The organism is Amycolatopsis sp. DG1A-15b (assembly GCF_030285645.1).
GTDB lineage: Bacteria > Actinomycetota > Actinomycetes > Mycobacteriales > Pseudonocardiaceae > Amycolatopsis.
The window spans coordinates 7,103,921-7,118,866 of record NZ_CP127296.1 but is presented as its reverse complement, the minus strand read 5'-3'; the positions used below and the strand labels follow the sequence as shown (position 1 = coordinate 7,118,866).

The window sequence follows — 14,946 nt, the reverse complement described above, 5'->3', positions numbered from 1 at the left end:
AAAGCGCCGCTAAACGGACACGCCCCACTCTTTCGCGACGATTTCCCGGCACCGTCGCAAGTCGGTCACACCGGGCGCGGACGTGCAGCCCAGCGCCCTGGACGCCAGTTCCGCGTAGTGCTCCGCCAGCTCGTCCAGCGCCAGCGGGCCGCGTGGGGAATACCACCTCGCGACGCCGCTGCACATCTCGAGCAGGGCGAGCCGGGTCACCGCCGGGTGCTCCACACGGAACACCCCCGCCGCCACCCCGTCGTCGATCGCGGCCGCCCACAGCCGTTCGTAGGCGTCCCGCAGGGCGACCACCGGCTCGCGCGCGGCCGGGGACAGGACGTCGACTTCGTTGTCCACCACCCGGGTTTCCGCCGGCCCGACGGCGTGCGCGAGGACGTGCAGCACGACCAGCGTGCGCAGCCGGTGCACCGGGTCGCCGCCGCCCGCGGTGGCCTCGCGGGCCGCGTCGAGCAGCCGGTTCAGGGCCGTGTGCATGATGTCGACGAGCAGATCCTCTTTGGTGCCCATGTAGTGGTACAGGCTGGCCGAAGAGAGTTCCGCCTCCTGCGCCAGATCCCGGATCCCGGTACCGTGGAAGCCCTTGGTGGCGAACAGCTTCACCGCCGCCGCGCGCACCCGCTCGCGGCTGCTCACAGCCATGCTTCCGCCTTCGCGTCCCAGGAACCGGCACGCGGGTCGGCGACCTTCCGCAGCTCGCCCTTGGCCACCCGCTCCGACGGCGTCATCGGCAGCGTGTCCGCGAACGCCCAGAACCGGGGAACCTTGAAGTAGGCCAGTTTCCCGGCGCAGAACGCGGCGAGCTCGGCGGGGTCCGGCCGGTCGCCGTCGCACACGACGTACGCCTTGATCTCCTCGCCGCGCAGCTCGTCCGGCACCGCGACGACGGCCGCCAGCCGGACCGCCGGGTGCAGCAGCAGCGCGCGCTCGACCTCGTCGGCGGAGACGTTTTCGCCGCTGCGGCGGATCATGTCCTTCGTCCGGCCGACGTAGTAGACGCGGCCGGCGGCGTCCATCCGGGCGAGGTCGCCGGTGTGGAACCAGCCGTTTTCGAACGCTTTCGCCGTCGCGTCCGGATCGTCGTGGTAGCCGTGCATCAGCCCGATCCCGCGGATCAGCAGCTGCCCGGTTTCCCCGCGCGGCACCGGCTTCCCGTCGTCGCCCGCGATCAGCACCTCGCGGTCGCGGCTGGGCCGCCCGATGCAGCCGGTGCCGACGGTCTCGTCGTGGTCGGCGGCGGTCATCCGGATGTCGCCGCCGGTTTCGGTCATCCCGAACGCCTCGTACCACGGCACGCCCCAGCGGGCCTCCAGCTCGGCGTGCAGGTCGTGCGGGATCGCCGACGCGCAGATCGCGCGGACGCGGTGGTCGCGGTCGGCCGCGGCCGGTTCCTGGCGCAGCAGCAGCGTCGGCATCAGGCCGAGGCAGTAGAACCAGGTGACGCCGTGTTCGCGGACCTTCGCCCAGAACGTGCTGGGGTGGAAGCGGTCGAGGACGACGAGGGTGGCGCCGCCGGCGAGGCCCAGCGCGACATTCCACTGTGGATCGATGTAGTGGAACGGCTGGGCGGTCAGGATGACGTCGTCCGCGCCGACGGCGGGGAAGTCGGTGGCCAGGCTGATCGCGAGGGTCGTCCAGTAGCGGTTCGGCAGGACGCAGCCCTTGGGGGCGCCGGTGGTGCCGGAGGTGTACTGGATGTTGACCGGCAGCTCGGGCACGGGCGTGAACTCCGGCGGCTCGGCATCGGTGCGGAGCTCGTCCGGGGTGATCACCTCGGTCAGGCCGATCCGGCCGAGCAATTCGGTGAATTCGGGCGCGGCGACGGCCAGCTTCGCGCCGGAGTGGCGGAGGACGTGGGCGCCGTCGAATTCCTGGTAGTTCGTGTTGACCGGCACCAGCTGCGCGCCGATCTTCGCCAGCGCCAGCCAGATCAGCGGGAACTCCGGCTGGTTGCGCAGCATCACCGCCACCCGGTCGCCGGGGCCGATGCCGCGTTCGGCGAGCGCCGCGGCGATCCGGGTGCTTTCGCGGTCGACCTCGGCGAAGGTGAACGTCCGATCCAGGTCGTCGAACACCCAGGCCGTGCGTTCGGGCCACAGCGCGGCGGCCCGCCTGACGAGCTGCGCGAGGGTCCCGATTTCGGCGAGGGGCGTCACGCCCGGCTCCGGAACGCTTCGGTGGACGCGGCGACGGCGGCCGAGTGCTCGGTGATCAGGGCGTGGCTGACCTCGAGTTCGAGGGCGGGCTCGAGGTCGATCGGCGTGTCGAGGACCCGCTTCGCCATGGCTGCCGCTTCGGGCGGGTGCTCCGCGATCCGCTTGGCCCAGCTCAGCGCCTCGGCCTGGAGCTGCTCGGCCGGGACGGCGGCGTTGACCATGCCCAGCTCGGCGGCCTTCCGGCCGTCGAAGCGCTCGCCCAGCAGCAGCAGCTCCTTCGCCTTGAGCGGGCCGACCAGCAGCGGCAGCAGCCGCGACGCCGCGCCGGTGACGCTCAGGCCCAGCGAGACCTCGGGGAAGGCGAACACGGCGTCCTCGGCGGCCAGGATCAGGTCGCAGCCGAGCGCGAACTCCGCGCCGGCGCCGATCGCGTAGCCGTGCACGGCCGCGATCACCGGCTGGCGCAGCCCGCGCAGCCGCCGCGTGACGTCCTGGAGCCGGTCCAGCCGCGCCCGCGAGTCACCCGCGGGGGTGGGTTCCTTGAGGTCGTGGCCGGCGCAGAAGGCCCGGCCGTTCCCCGACAGCACGACGACCCGGGCGTCGCTGCGGGCGGCCGCGTCGAGGGCGGCGAGGAAGTCGTCGACCAGGAGGGCGGCGACCGCGTTCAGCCGCTCGGGCCGGTTCAGCCGGATCTGCGCGATGCCGTTCTCGACGGCGAACTCCACGGTGGGCATGAGGGCGATGCTAGACGTTCGATCGATCGATCGATAGTGTCCGAACGTATGCGGGTCGATACGGTCTACGAGAACGCCACGGTGTGGACGGGCAACGGCGTCACCAGCGCACTCGCCGTGCTGCACGGCCGGGTCGTCGCGCTCGGGGACGACGCTCTCGAGCTGTCCGCGCGCGCCCGCGTCGATCTCGGCGGCGGCTTCGTCGTGCCCGGCTTCCACGACGCGCACAACCACATGGCGTGGTTCGGCATGGGCCTCGACGACGTGCCGCTCGGCGACTGCCGCAGCGTCGAGGAGGTCTACGACGCCGTCGCCGCGCGGGCCGCGACGCTGCCGGCCGGGAGCTGGGTGGTCGGGAGCGGGTACGACCAGAACAAGCTCGCCGGCGGGCACCCCGACCGGCACGGCCTCGACCGCGCCGCGCCCGGGATGCTCGTGCGGCTCAAGCACACGTCCGGGCACATGACCGTGGTCAACTCGGCCGTGCTCGACCAGCTCGACCTCGCGAACGTCCCGGTCGGCGGCGACGTCGTGCACGCCGGCGGCTCGCCGACCGGCCTGCTGCGCGAGCAGGCCCAGCTGCTGCTGCGGCCGCTGACGTACCCGACGCCGGTTTCGCGGGTCGTGCGCGGGCTCGAGCGGGCGTCCGAGCAGTACCTGTCGGAGGGCATCACCAGCGTCCAGGAAGCCGGGATCGGCGGCGGCCTGGTCGGTGAGACACCTGCCGAACTGGCCGCCTACCAGGAGGCGCGCGACCGCGGCGTGCTGCGCGTGCGCAGCACGGTGATGGTCGCCGCCAGCGTGCTGCACGACCTGCCCGACGGCGCCGGCTTCGGCCTCGACCTCGGCCTGCGCACCGGCCTCGGCGACGAGTGGCTGCGCGTCGGCCCGATGAAGTTGTTCGCCGACGGCTCCCTGGTCGGGCGCACCTGCGCGATGCACGACCCGTTCGACGGAGAGCCGGACAACCGCGGCTACTTCCAGGTGCCCGAGGATGAGCTCGCGCGCACGATCCGCCGTGCCCACGAGGCCGGCTGGCAGATCGCGACGCACGCCATCGGCGACCGGGCGATCACCGTCGTCCTCGACGCGTACGAAGCCGCGTTGGCCGCTTCGCCGCGCACGGACCACCGGCACCGCATCGAGCACTGCGCGGTGCTCCAGCCCGCGGAACTGACCCGGCTCGCCTCCCTCGGGCTCATCCCGTCGCCGCAGGGCCGGTTCGTCAACGAGCTCGGCGACGGCATGCGCGCCGCGCTCGGTGAGTCACGCGTGCCCTGGTGCTACCGGCTGCGCAGCGTCCTCGACGCGGGTTGCGTGCTTCCCGCGTCCTCGGACCGGCCCGTCGTGAACGGCGCACCGCTGCTCGCGCTGGCCGATATGGTGCGCCGGCGCACGGCGTCCGGCGCACCCTTCGCGCCCGAAGAGGCGTTGACGCCGGAGCAGGCGCTGCGCGCGTACACGTATGGATCGGCGTACGCGACCTTCGCCGAGCGTGACCTGGGCACGCTCGAACCCGGGAAGCTCGCCGACTTCGCCGTGCTGTCCGGTTCGCCCCTGGACGAGTCCGCTGTGGACGACCCCGCTTTTGAAGAACTCAGCGTGCAAGGCACCGCCGTCGGCGGCGAACTGCGTTATCAAGCGTGATGGCTCACTTCCTTCCCACGAACTCGAGTGCTTCCTCGGCCAGCGCGGACCAGGGCTGTGGCGACCCGGTGTCCAGTGCCAGCCATTCCTTCATCGGGGTGCCCTTGTTGGCGTCGAAGCGCACCCCGTGCCCACCCTGGACCAGCTCGTCCACCCGGCCCCTGGGCAGCTTGAGCACCAGCTGCCCGCGGACGAACATCGCGAAGATCCGGCCGTGCGCGCGCAGCGCCGTGCGCCCGAACCCGCCGGTCGCGCCGGGTGGCGTGATGCCCGGGCGTCCGGTGAACTCGTCGACCAGGTCCTCGAACTTCTCCTCCGGCGACATCGACCACCTCCAGGCCTGACCGTAACGACCACCACCGACAAAAAAGGGAGGCGAGATGCCCGTCCGCGACGCCGTCTTCGAAGACATCGAGGAGATCTGCGCGCTCATCGAGGAGCACGCCGTCTACGAGGACAACCACGACCTGAAGCTCGACCGCGCCGAGATGAGCGGGCACCTGTTCGGGCCGGACCCGAAGGCGTGGGTGCTCATCGCGACCCCGCCCGGCGAGCCGGGCACGGTGGCCGGCTTCGCCTTCTGCAGCTGGAACTTCTCCACCTGGGAAGCCCGGCCGGGGATCTGGCTGGACGACCTGTTCGTCCGGCCCGCGCACCGCCGCCACGGGCTCGGCGGCGAGCTGCTGGACGAGCTGCGCAACCGCACGACCGGCCGCGTGGAGTGGGACATGCAGGAGGGCAACGAAAAGGGTTCGGCGTTCTACGCGCAGCTGGGTGCCGAGCCGGTCCCGGGCTGGATCCGCTACCGCTGGCGGCCGTGAACTTTCACGAGAAAGTACCCCGCCCCGTATCGTATGCGGTATGGGAGATGGTTCGGTCCGGAGGTCCTCGTCGGTCGAGGACTACGTCCGGGTGATCTACGGCCTGGTCGAGCGGGGCGAGGCGGTCACCAACGCGTCGCTCGCCGGCCGGCTGGAGGTCAGCCCGTCCTCGGCGTCGGGGATGGTCACGAAGCTGTCCCAGCTGGGCCTGGTCACGCACGTGCCGTACCGCGGCATCGAGCTCACGGCCGACGGCAGGCTCCTGGCGCGCTCGGTGCTCCGGCGCCACCGGCTGATCGAGACGTACCTGGTCTCGGAGCTCGGCTACACGTGGGACGAGGTCCACGCGGAGGCGGACGCGCTGGAGCACGCGGTGTCGGACAGGCTGGTCGAGCGCATCGCGGCCAAGCTCGGCAACCCGGTCCGCGACCCCCACGGCGACCCGATCCCGGCGCCGGACGGGAGCGTGGAGGAGCTCCCGGTCCGCATCCTGGACGACCTCCCGCCGGGCGCGGTCGGCGAGATCGTGCGGGTCTGGGACACGGACCCGGAGCTGCTGAGGTACCTGACGGAACACGCGATCAACCTGGGCGAACGCATCGAGGTGGTGGAACGCCAGCCGTTCGGGGGGCCGTTGGTGGTGAAGGTGGGTTCGCCACCGGATGCCGCTACGCACGCCATCGGCAAGGAGATCGCGCAGGCGTTGTCGGTCACGCTGCGCTGAGGGACGTACGCGCGGGTGACGTCGTGAAGCGGATGTGGTGACCCGCCGCCGCCCGCGACCATGGCTCGCATGAAATCCTTCCGCTTCGGCGTCGTCGCCGGTCATGCGCGTGACCTCACCTCGTGGACCGCTCAGGCCGAGCGGGTCGAGAAGCTCGGCTTCGACACCCTGCTCGCCACCGATCCCGTCGGGACCGCCGATCCCTTCGTCCTCCTGGGGGCCGCCGCCGCGGTCACGCTGGATCTCACCGTCGGCACCTTCGTGCTCGCCGACCCCTTCCGCACCCCGGAAGCGCTCGGCTGGCAGGCGCAGACCCTCCACCGGCAGACCCGCGGCCGGTTCGAGCTCGGGCTGGGTGTCGGGCGGCCCGGCGCGGAGGAACACGCCAAGGCTCTCGGGCGGGAATTCCCCTCACCGGGTGAGCGCATCACACGGATGGCCGCCACCATCGCGCACCTCAAGCGTGACGCCGACCGGCCACGGTTGATGCTGGCCGGCGGTGGGCCGAAAATGCTGGCGCTCGCCGCGCAAGAAGCCGACACCGTCACCTTCACCTGGGCGCCCACGACCGGCGAAACCGAGGCGCAGTCCATTGTGGATCGATTCCGGGACCTCGCCGGGCCGCGGCTGCCGGAGATCGAGCTCGGCCTGAACCTGATGGCCGTCGGGACCGAACCGTCGCCGATGATCGCGCGGTGGGCCGGGGTGGACGTGCCCGAGCTCGCCGCCGCTGGTGCGGTCACCGTCCTTCCCGAGGATCCCGGCGCCGCCGCGGAAAAGCTTCTCGGCTGGCGGGAGCGGTGGGGGATTTCCTATGTCACGATCAACTCCGGCTACGCGGAACCGTTCGCCGCGATCGCCGACGAGACGCGCAAGGCAGGTGGGTGAGGACTCTTCCGATCTTGCGAAGCGGCGCCTACGCTCCAATGTTCGTATTCGGGAGTGCTTCGGAGCGTTGTGATGACCGGTCAGCGAACACGCACCATCGACCGGGGGGAACAGGCGGAGCTGGGCCGGCTGCTGGCGGCCGGACCGTTCGACGTGGCCCTGCGGGCGGCGATCCGGGCCCGCGGCCTCGGCCTCGAGCGGATCCGCTATCGCTTGCGCGGCAGGGGAACCACGGTCAGCCTGGCCACCCTCAGCCACTGGCAATCGGGACGGTGCCGGCCGGAGCGGCCGGAATCGTTGGAGGCCCTGCGGAATCTCGAGGACATCCTGAACGTGCCGGACGGCTCGCTCAGCAAACTCCTCGGCCCACCGCGGAGCAGGACGAGGTTCCACGCGCTCACTTGAGCAGTGTCGAAGACGGTTAGGCTCGTGCCGTGCGAGCTGTGGTCATGGAGGAGTTCTGCGTCCCGCCCGTCGTGCGGGACGTGCCGGAGCCGGTGGCCGCGCCGGGCGGTGCGGTGATCGAGGTCGACGCCACCGGTGTCTGCCGCAGCGACTGGCACACCTGGCAGGGGCACGACACCGCCGTCACGCTGCCGCACGTCGCCGGGCACGAGCTCGCCGGCCGGGTGGTCGCGCTCGGCGAAGGCGTCCGCGGCTGGGAGCTCGGCGCCCGCGTCACCGTGCCCTTCGTCTGCGCCTGCGGCACCTGCGCCCAGTGCACCCGCGGTGACCAGCAGATCTGCGACCGCGAGTTCCAGCCCGGTGCCACGCACTGGGGGTCGTTCGCCGAGCGCGTCGCCATCGAGCACGCCGAGACGAACCTGGTCGCGCTGCCGGACTCGCTCGGCGCCGCCGAGGCCGCGGCGCTGGGCTGCCGGTTCGGCACGGCGTTCCGCGCGGTGCTGCGGCAGGGGCGCGTCACCGCGGGCCAGTGGGTCTCGGTGTACGGCTGCGGCGGCGTCGGGATCTCCGCGGTGCTGCTGGCCGTCGCGGCGGGCGCCAAAGTCGTCGCCGTCGACGTCTCGGCGGCCGCCCTCCAGCTGGCCGCGAAGTCTGGTGCCGCCGTCACGGTCGATTCCTCGGCCTTCGACAGCCCGGAAGCCGTCGCCGCGCACGTCCGCGAGCTGACCGGCGGCGGCACGCACGTCTCGCTCGACTGCCTCGGCTCGCCGTCGACGTGCGCGGCCTCGGTCGGCAGCCTGCGCAAGCGCGGCCGGCACGTCCAGGCCGGGCTGATGCCGCCCGCGCAGGGCGTCGCCCCGATCCCGATGCACCGCGTCATCGGCGGTGAGCTGGAGCTCGTCGGCATCCACGGGCTCCAGGCCCACGAGTACCCGGAGCTGCTGCGCGTGGTCGAGACGGCGGGCATCGACCTCACCGCGCTGATCGGCCGGCGCATCGGGCTCGACGACGTCCCGGCCGCGCTGGCGGCGATGAACGACCCCGTGCCGGCGCAGGCCGGCGTCACCGTCGTGACGTTCCGTGCCTGATCGGCGGCGCCGTGGTCAAGAGACCCGTTCGTAGCTGATCCACGCTGGCATGTGACATTCAGGTGTGGGAACGTCTACTTCATGGTGGCCCAAAGCGAGGGGACGCGGCCGCAGGACCGTCCCGCTAGTCCATTGGGGCGGCTCCTGCGGCTGTTCGTGACCGCGGGTGTCACGTTCCGCGGTCACCGCGTGGTGCCTTCGACGATCACCGAGCGTGTGCAGCGGGAGTCTCCGGCACAATCGAGGTGATGGACGCCCTCCTGCCGCGCCCGCGCGCCGAGCTCGCGCCCGGCGCGGTGCACCTGCCGGACTGGCTCGGCTTCGACGAGCAGCGCGAGCTGGTCGCGGCCTGCCGCGGCTGGTCCGGCTACCGCCACACCCGGCTGCCCAACGGCGGCGTGATGTCGGTGAAGTCGGTCTGCCTCGGCTGGCACTGGTACCCGTACGGCTACTCGCGCACGACCGGCGAGGGGACGCCGGTGCTGCCGTTCCCGGACTGGCTCGGCGACCTCGGCCGCCGCGCGCTGGCGGCCGCGTACGGTGAGCCGGCCGAGGTGTACGCGCCGGACATCGCGCTGGTCAACTTCTACGACGCCACCGCGAAGATGGGGCTGCACCAGGACAAGGACGAGCGCAGCCTGGAGCCGGTGGTGTCGTTCAGCCTCGGTGACGCCTGCGTCTTCCGCTTCGGCAACACCGAAACCCGCGGCCGGCCGTACACCGACGTCGAACTCCGCTCCGGTGACGTGTTCGTGTTCGGCGGCCCGTCCCGGCTCGCCTACCACGGCGTGCCGAAGACGCTGCCGGGCACGGCGGACCCGGCGCTCGGCCTCGACGGGCGGCTGAACATCACGCTCCGGGTGTCGGGGCTTTAGTCCTCAGCGGGCTCCTCGTCCGGCACCACGATGAACCGGACGGCCACCGACCGCGAGCCTTCGGGGTGCTGCCCCGGCTCGGTGGCGTACTTCCACACCAGGTTCTGGTACTCCTCGACGAAGGACACGACCTGCTGCTTCGTCAGGTGCAGTCCGGCGCGGTGGATTTGGTTCCAGCCCTTGGCGCTGTCGTAGCCCACGTAGGCCCGCGTGACCAGGCCCAGGTCGTGACTCATCTTCAGCGCACCGAGCTTGAGCATCGCTTCGCGCTCGTCCGGCGCGAGGTCGAGGCCGGGCGGGGTGTAGATGTCCTTCGACCGCGACTTCCACCAACGTTCGCGGCCGTCCCCGCGGTCTTCCAGCTCCTCGATCAGCTCCAGGTCGGCGAGCTTGCGGAGGTGGTAGCTGGTCGTGCCGGTGCTCTCGCCCAGCGCCTTCGCGACGCTCGTAGAGTTCGCCTCGCCGTGTTTGCCCAGGTAGCTCAGGATGTCCCGGCGCACGGGGTTGGCCAGCGCCTTGTAGAAGGCCTTGAGGTCCGCGCCGGTCAGGACGCGCTTTTCGGGACGTTCGACCATGCCGGGAGCGTACTACAGAGATTGTTTGCAAAGAATCTCTGCAATCGCTACCTTGGGTCGGGAGAGAACTCGGGGGTTCGCATGAAGAAGCTCTTCTGGGCGGCCGGGCTGTGCCTGCTGCCGTGGATCGCGGTGCTCGGGCTGACGCTGCCGGACGTCGTCGCGGCGCAGCACTGGCGGCTGGCCTGGACGGGCCTCGACACGGCGGAGGCGGCCGGCCTGCTGCTCACGGCCTGGCTGCTGAGCCGCGGCGACGCGCGGACGCCGCTGGTCGCGACGGCCACGGCGACGCTCCTGCTGGCTGACGCCTGGTTCGACGTGGTCACGGCCGGCGACGACGTGGTGTTTTCGCTGCTCATGGCCGGTCTGGAGGTGCCGCTGGCGCTGGCGTGCCTGTCCGTCGCCGTGCCGCGGCCGGTGCCGGCCCATGTCTGAGCTGGACGCGCGGCTGCGCGACGAGATCGACGACCAGGTCGCGGAGGCCCTGGACGCCTACCTGGCCGAGCGGCGGCCGCGCCGGCGGTGGCGCGCGTGGCCCGTGGTGGTGACGGTGGCACTGGGGGTCGTCACCACCGGGCTGGCCCCGGCCGCGGCCTGGGCGGCGTGGCTCGCGATCGGCGTCACGAACGCCGCCTGGCTGGTGGTCGTGAGCGGCAGGCGGGCGTGACCCGCGCCGCCGCTCACGACGCTGGGAGGAAAGCTATGCCGCCCGGAAGCGGACGGTCTGACCCGGCCGCAGCTGAGCCGCCAGGTCCAGGTCCGCCTCCTCGACGACCGCGATCACCGGGTACCCACCCGTCGTCGGGTGGTCGGCGTGGAACAGGATCGGCCGGCCCGACGGCGGCACCTGCAGCGACCCCGGCACGCACGCCTCCGACGGCAGCTCGTCGTGGCGCGCCCGGGACAGGGCGGGCCCGGTCAGGCGGATGCCGACGCGGTCCGAATCCGGCGAGACCGTGTACACAGTGGACAGCAGTTCGTCCGGCGCGGTGAACCAGTCGCGACGCGGGCCCGGCGTCACGCGCAGCACCGGTTCCGCGGGCAACGCCGCCCGTGGCGCGAGATCCACCACCGGGAACGCCCGCGGAGCCGGGCCGATCGGCAGCAGCATCCCGGCCGTCACCGGGGGCGGGCCGAGCTTGCCGAGCGTGTCCGTCGCCCGGGAGCCCAGCACCGGCGGTACGTCGATCCCGCCGCGCACCGCGACGTAACAACGCAATCCCGACACCGCCGTGCCCAGCGCCAGTTCTTCCCCGGGCCACAACGTGATCGGCCCGTTCGGCCCGCCCTTCGAGAACGGGCAGGAAGCGCCGGTGACCGCCAGCGTCGTCACGCCGGTCGCGCGCAGCACCAGCCCGCCGAGCGTCACCTCCAGGGCCGCCGCCCCGGCCGGGTTCCCGACGAGCCGGTTGGCCAGCCGGAACGACTCGCGGTCGGCCGCGCCGGAGCGGCCGACGCCGAGCGCCGCGTGGCCCGGGCGGCCGAGGTCCTGCACCGTCGTCGAGAACCCGGGCCGGACGACTTCGAGCTTCACGACGGCACCGCCGTGAACCGGACCCGGGTGCCCGGCGGCAGCAGGTTCGGCGGGTCGCGCTCGACGTCCCACACCGGTACGCCGGTCCGGCCGAGCAGCCGCCAGCCGCCCGGTGACGCGCTCGGGTAGACCGCGCTGTACTCGCCGGCGATCGCCACCGAGCCCGCCGGGATCCGGGTGCGCGGCGAAGACCGCCGGGACACGTGCAGCGCGGGGTCCGATCCGGTCAGGTAGGCGAAGCCCGGCGCGAAGCCGCAGAACGCCGAAACGTACGTCCCCGCGGTGTGCCGGGAAATCAGCGAAGCCACGCTCAACCCCGTCTCCGCGGCGACGTCGGCCAGGTCTTCGCCGTCGTACACCACCGGGATCACCACCTCGCCCGCGTCGGCCGCGACTCTGTCCACAGGGGACACTTGTCGCAGCAGCGCCCCCAGCCGTTCCGCGTTCGTGACCGACGGGTCGAAGCGGACCAGCAGCGTCCGCGCCGCCGGGACGAGTTCCACGACCCCGTCCGGCGGCGACTGCGTCAGTGCCGCCTGGAAGCCCAGCACGTCGTCCAGTTCCACCAAAACCGCGCGCCGCCCGCACGGCAGCAGCCGGACGGTCATCCGGTGAACGCCGTGAGCGGGACGTCCGCGGCGGTCAGGCCGGCGCGGATCCGGCGGGCCAGCTCGACCGCGCCCGGCGTGTCGCCGTGCACGCACAGGGAATCCGGGCGCAGGTCGAGCTTGCCGCCGTCGGCTGTCACGACGCCGCCGCCGGTCGCCATCGCCACGGCCCGGTCGGCCACGGCCGAGGGGTCGTGCAGGACGGCGCCCGGCCGCTTGCGCGAGACGAGCCGGCCTTCCGCGGTGTACGCCCGGTCCGCGAACGCCTCCGCGTACGCGACGACGCCGGCCTTCTCCGCCTCCCGCTGCATTTCCGAGTCCGGCAGGCAGAGCAGCGCCAGCGCGGGGTCGTACCGGCGCAGGCCCTCGACGATCGCCGCCGCCTGCTCGGTGTCGGCCGCCGCGGTGTTGTACAACGCGCCGTGCGGCTTCACGTACGTCACGCGGCTGCCGGCCGCGCGGGCGAACGCGTCGAGCGCGCCGATCTGGTAGAGCACTTCGTCCGCCAGGTCGTCCGGGGCGATGTCGAGGGCGCGCCTGCCGAAGCCGGCCAGGTCGCGGTAGCCGACGTGCGCGCCGATCGCGACCCCGCGCCCGGCCGCCAGTTCGCACACCCGCCGCATCACCGACGGGTCGCCGGCGTGGAAGCCGCAGGCGACGTTCGCGCTGGTCACGATGTCGAGCATGGCTTCGTCGTCGCCCATCTTCCAGGCGCCGAAGCCCTCGCCGAGATCGCTGTTCAGATCCATTTCAGCCCACCCGGTATTCGCTGTCGTACCGATCGGTGATGAACATGTACCCCGGCGCGTGGGTGATCGCAAAGGGGGGCCGCGACGCCATCAGTGCCGCCTGCGGGGTGACCCCGCAGGCCCAGAACACCGGGACGTCGCCGGGTTCGGCGTCCACCGGGTCGCCGAAGTCCGGCCGGGCCAGGTCGCCGATGCCCAGGGCGCGCGGGTCACCGATGTGCACCGGGGCGCCGTGCACCGCGGGCATCGCGCGGGTGATCCGGATGGCGTCGTCGACGCGGTCCTCCGGGATCTGGCGCATCGACACCACCATCGGCCCGAACAGCCGCCCGGCGGGCTCGCACGGCCGGTTCGTCACGTACATCGCGACGTTGCGGCCCTGGTCGACGTGCCGCAGCGGGACGCCCTCGGCGGCCAGCGCCGTCTCGAACGTGAAGCTGCAGCCGATCGAGAAGGCGACCATGTCGCTGCGCCACAGGCCGGTGGCGTCCGACACCTCGCCGGCGAGGACGCCGTTCTGCCAGATCCGGTAGCGCGGCAGGTCGGTGCGCAGGTCCGCGTCCTCGGCGAGCCGGGTGGCCGGGTCGCCGGGATCGGTGACGTCGAGCAGCGGGCACGCCTGCGGGTTGCGGGTGCAGAACAGCAGGACGTCGTAGGCCCAGTCCTCGGGCACGGCGATCAGGTTGGTCTGGGTGAAGCCGTTGGCCCAGCCGGTCGTGGGGTGGGCGGTACCGGTGCGGAACGCCGCTCGCGCCTGCGCGGGCGTGTACGTGGCTGGTTCGTCGAAGGTCGTCATGAGTTCCCCCTCAGTCGACTAGTTCGATGCCGCGGGTCTCGGGGAGGCCGAGCAGCGCGAGCACGGCGATGCCGTAACCGGCCGCGCCGATGACGATCGCGCCGCCCGCGCCCAGGAAGCCCACGACGGCCGGGAACACCGCGCCGACCGCGCGGCCGAAGTTGTAGGTGAAGCCTTGCCCGGTGCCGCGCAACGCGGTCGGGTACAGCTCGGCGAGGAACGCGCCGAAGCCGCTGAAGATCGCGGACATCGCGAAGCCGAGCGGGAAACCGAGGACCAGCACGAGCCCGTTGGCGCCCTTGGGGATCTGCGTGTAGGCGACGATCAGGATGGCCGACAGCACCGCGAAAGTCAGGAAGGTCTTCTTGCGGCCCAGGAGGTCCGTGAGGTAGCCGCCGCAGACGTAGCCGACGAACGCCCCGGTGATGAGGAAGGCGAGGTAGCCGCCGGTGCCGATCACGGTCAGGTCGCGCGTCTTCTTCAGGTAGGTCGGCAGCCAGGTGTTGATGGCGTAGTACCCGCCTTGGACACCGGTGGACAGCAGCGCGGCGAAGAACGTCGTGCGCAGGAGGTCACCCTTGAAGATCCGGACGAGGGTGCCCTTGGGGCGCTCGGTCTTCAGCCGTTCCTCCGCGCGCGGGGCGTCCTTGACGCTCTTGCGGACCCACAGCACGAGCAGCGCCGGGATGACGCCGGTCCAGAACATGATCCGCCAGGCCACGTCGTCGCTGGCCACGGTGAACACGACGGTGTAGACGACCACCGACAGACCCCAGCCGACCGCCCACGCGCTCTGCACGAACGCCACGGTCCGGCCGCGGTAGCGCGCCGAGGAGTACTCCGCGACCAGTGCCGCGCCGGCCGCCCACTCGCCACCGAAGCCAAGGCCCTGCAGCGCGCGGAAGATCAGCAGCGTCTCGAAGTTGGGCGCGAACCCGCAGAGCACGGTGAAGATCGTGTACATCGCGATGGTGATCTGCAGCGTGCGGACGCGGCCGATCCGGTCGGCCAGCATGCCCGCCCCGACCCCGCCGACGGCCGACACGACCAGCGTCGTCGTGCCGAGCAAGCCGGCTTCACCGCTCGAGATGCCGAAGTACGCGGTGATCGCGGCCAGGCCGAGCGGCAGGGTCTGGTAGTCGAACGAGTCCAGGCCGTACCCGCCGAACGCGCCCACGAAGGCGCGGCGGCCACGTTTTCCCAGCGTGCGGAACCAGTCGAACGGCCGGGCCTCGGTAGCGGTAGTGGCAGTCATGGGGCACCTCCTGGCCAGTGTCTCTCATCGTGGCGTGCCTCACACGGTAGGGATTGTTGAACAATTCCACAAGAGTCCAGTT

At 72.0% G+C, this 14,946-nt stretch carries 19 protein-coding genes; 9 read left to right on the top strand and 10 right to left on the bottom strand.

Going from position 1 to position 14,946, the window contains the following annotated elements:
- Positions 1–9 precede the first annotated feature (9 nt).
- From QRY02_RS32585 to QRY02_RS32575, 3 genes are read right to left on the bottom strand one after another with little or no spacing between them, the layout of a single operon-like run.
- Positions 10–645, bottom strand: coding sequence for a TetR/AcrR family transcriptional regulator (locus QRY02_RS32585; protein ID WP_285993974.1), 636 nt, complete (start codon positions 643–645; stop codon positions 10–12).
- Positions 642–2,165, bottom strand: coding sequence for an ATP-dependent acyl-CoA ligase (locus QRY02_RS32580; RefSeq protein ID WP_285986648.1), 1,524 nt, complete (start codon positions 2,163–2,165; stop codon positions 642–644). The genes QRY02_RS32585 and QRY02_RS32580 overlap by 4 nt, the downstream gene beginning before the upstream one ends.
- Positions 2,162–2,899 (bottom strand): enoyl-CoA hydratase/isomerase family protein, encoded by a 738-nt coding sequence (locus tag QRY02_RS32575; RefSeq protein WP_285986647.1) that lies wholly within the window; start codon positions 2,897–2,899, stop codon positions 2,162–2,164. Before QRY02_RS32575 ends, QRY02_RS32580 begins: the two co-directional genes overlap by 4 nt.
- Before the next feature lie 48 nt (positions 2,900–2,947).
- Between QRY02_RS32575 and QRY02_RS32570 the strand changes: the two genes are divergently transcribed.
- Positions 2,948–4,546, top strand: coding sequence for an amidohydrolase (locus QRY02_RS32570; protein ID WP_285986646.1), 1,599 nt, complete (start codon positions 2,948–2,950; stop codon positions 4,544–4,546).
- A 4-nt stretch (positions 4,547–4,550) separates the two neighbouring features.
- On the opposite strand, the gene QRY02_RS32565 is transcribed toward QRY02_RS32570, so the two are convergent.
- Positions 4,551–4,871, bottom strand: coding sequence for a hypothetical protein (locus QRY02_RS32565; protein ID WP_285986645.1), 321 nt, complete (start codon positions 4,869–4,871; stop codon positions 4,551–4,553).
- Between the two features lie 55 nt (positions 4,872–4,926).
- On the opposite strand from QRY02_RS32565, the gene QRY02_RS32560 reads away from it, so the two are divergent.
- The 6 genes from QRY02_RS32560 to QRY02_RS32535 all read left to right on the top strand — a co-directional run bounded on the left by QRY02_RS32560 (position 4,927) and on the right by QRY02_RS32535 (position 9,347).
- Positions 4,927–5,367 (top strand): GNAT family N-acetyltransferase, encoded by a 441-nt coding sequence (locus QRY02_RS32560; RefSeq protein WP_285986644.1) that lies wholly within the window; start codon positions 4,927–4,929, stop codon positions 5,365–5,367.
- Between the two features lie 40 nt (positions 5,368–5,407).
- Positions 5,408–6,091 (top strand): metal-dependent transcriptional regulator, encoded by a 684-nt coding sequence (locus tag QRY02_RS32555; protein WP_285986643.1) that lies wholly within the window; start codon positions 5,408–5,410, stop codon positions 6,089–6,091.
- Between the two features lie 69 nt (positions 6,092–6,160).
- Complete coding sequence (locus QRY02_RS32550; RefSeq protein WP_285986642.1) at positions 6,161–6,979, top strand: LLM class flavin-dependent oxidoreductase; 819 nt, start codon at positions 6,161–6,163, stop codon at positions 6,977–6,979.
- Between the two features lie 72 nt (positions 6,980–7,051).
- Positions 7,052–7,384 (top strand): transcriptional regulator, encoded by a 333-nt coding sequence (locus tag QRY02_RS32545; RefSeq protein WP_285986641.1) that lies wholly within the window; start codon positions 7,052–7,054, stop codon positions 7,382–7,384.
- Positions 7,385–7,413: 29 nt separating this feature from the next.
- Positions 7,414–8,472 carry a zinc-binding dehydrogenase gene (locus tag QRY02_RS32540; RefSeq protein ID WP_285986640.1) on the top strand — a complete coding sequence of 353 codons (1,059 nt, stop codon included), beginning with the start codon at positions 7,414–7,416 and terminating at the stop codon, positions 8,470–8,472.
- 248 nt (positions 8,473–8,720) lie between these two features.
- Positions 8,721–9,347 carry an alpha-ketoglutarate-dependent dioxygenase AlkB family protein gene (locus QRY02_RS32535; RefSeq protein ID WP_285986639.1) on the top strand — a complete coding sequence of 209 codons (627 nt, stop codon included), beginning with the start codon at positions 8,721–8,723 and terminating at the stop codon, positions 9,345–9,347.
- Here QRY02_RS32535 and QRY02_RS32530 read toward each other — a convergent pair.
- Entirely contained in the window at positions 9,344–9,922 is a 579-nt protein-coding gene (locus QRY02_RS32530; protein WP_285986638.1) for an ArsR/SmtB family transcription factor, read from the bottom strand. The genes QRY02_RS32535 and QRY02_RS32530 overlap by 4 nt on opposite strands.
- An 81-nt stretch (positions 9,923–10,003) precedes the next feature.
- Here QRY02_RS32530 and QRY02_RS32525 point away from each other — a divergent pair, with 81 nt between their 5' ends.
- Both QRY02_RS32525 and QRY02_RS32520 read left to right on the top strand, forming a co-directional pair.
- Positions 10,004–10,357, top strand: coding sequence for a hypothetical protein (locus QRY02_RS32525; RefSeq protein ID WP_285986637.1), 354 nt, complete (start codon positions 10,004–10,006; stop codon positions 10,355–10,357).
- A complete protein-coding gene (locus tag QRY02_RS32520) occupies positions 10,350–10,589 on the top strand; it encodes a hypothetical protein (RefSeq protein ID WP_285986636.1) in 240 nt (79 codons plus the stop codon). The genes QRY02_RS32525 and QRY02_RS32520 overlap by 8 nt, the downstream gene beginning before the upstream one ends.
- A 33-nt stretch (positions 10,590–10,622) precedes the next feature.
- Here the strand turns inward: QRY02_RS32520 and QRY02_RS32515 are convergent, their stop codons facing one another.
- The 5 genes from QRY02_RS32515 to QRY02_RS32495 are packed head-to-tail and all read right to left on the bottom strand — an operon-like array spanning position 10,623 to position 14,864.
- Positions 10,623–11,456, bottom strand: a complete 834-nt coding sequence (locus QRY02_RS32515) for a 5-oxoprolinase subunit C family protein (RefSeq protein WP_285986635.1) — start codon at positions 11,454–11,456, stop codon at positions 10,623–10,625.
- Positions 11,453–12,064 (bottom strand): 5-oxoprolinase subunit B family protein, encoded by a 612-nt coding sequence (locus QRY02_RS32510; RefSeq protein WP_285986634.1) that lies wholly within the window; start codon positions 12,062–12,064, stop codon positions 11,453–11,455. Before QRY02_RS32510 ends, QRY02_RS32515 begins: the two co-directional genes overlap by 4 nt.
- Complete coding sequence (locus tag QRY02_RS32505) at positions 12,061–12,813, bottom strand: LamB/YcsF family protein (RefSeq protein WP_285986633.1); 753 nt, start codon at positions 12,811–12,813, stop codon at positions 12,061–12,063. Before QRY02_RS32505 ends, QRY02_RS32510 begins: the two co-directional genes overlap by 4 nt.
- A 1-nt stretch (position 12,814) precedes the next feature.
- Positions 12,815–13,609: a putative hydro-lyase gene (locus tag QRY02_RS32500; RefSeq protein WP_285986632.1), complete on the bottom strand. Its 795-nt coding sequence runs from the start codon at positions 13,607–13,609 to the stop codon at positions 12,815–12,817.
- 10 nt (positions 13,610–13,619) lie between these two features.
- Positions 13,620–14,864, bottom strand: coding sequence for an MFS transporter (locus tag QRY02_RS32495; RefSeq protein ID WP_285986631.1), 1,245 nt, complete (start codon positions 14,862–14,864; stop codon positions 13,620–13,622).
- Positions 14,865–14,946: the final 82 nt, after the last annotated feature.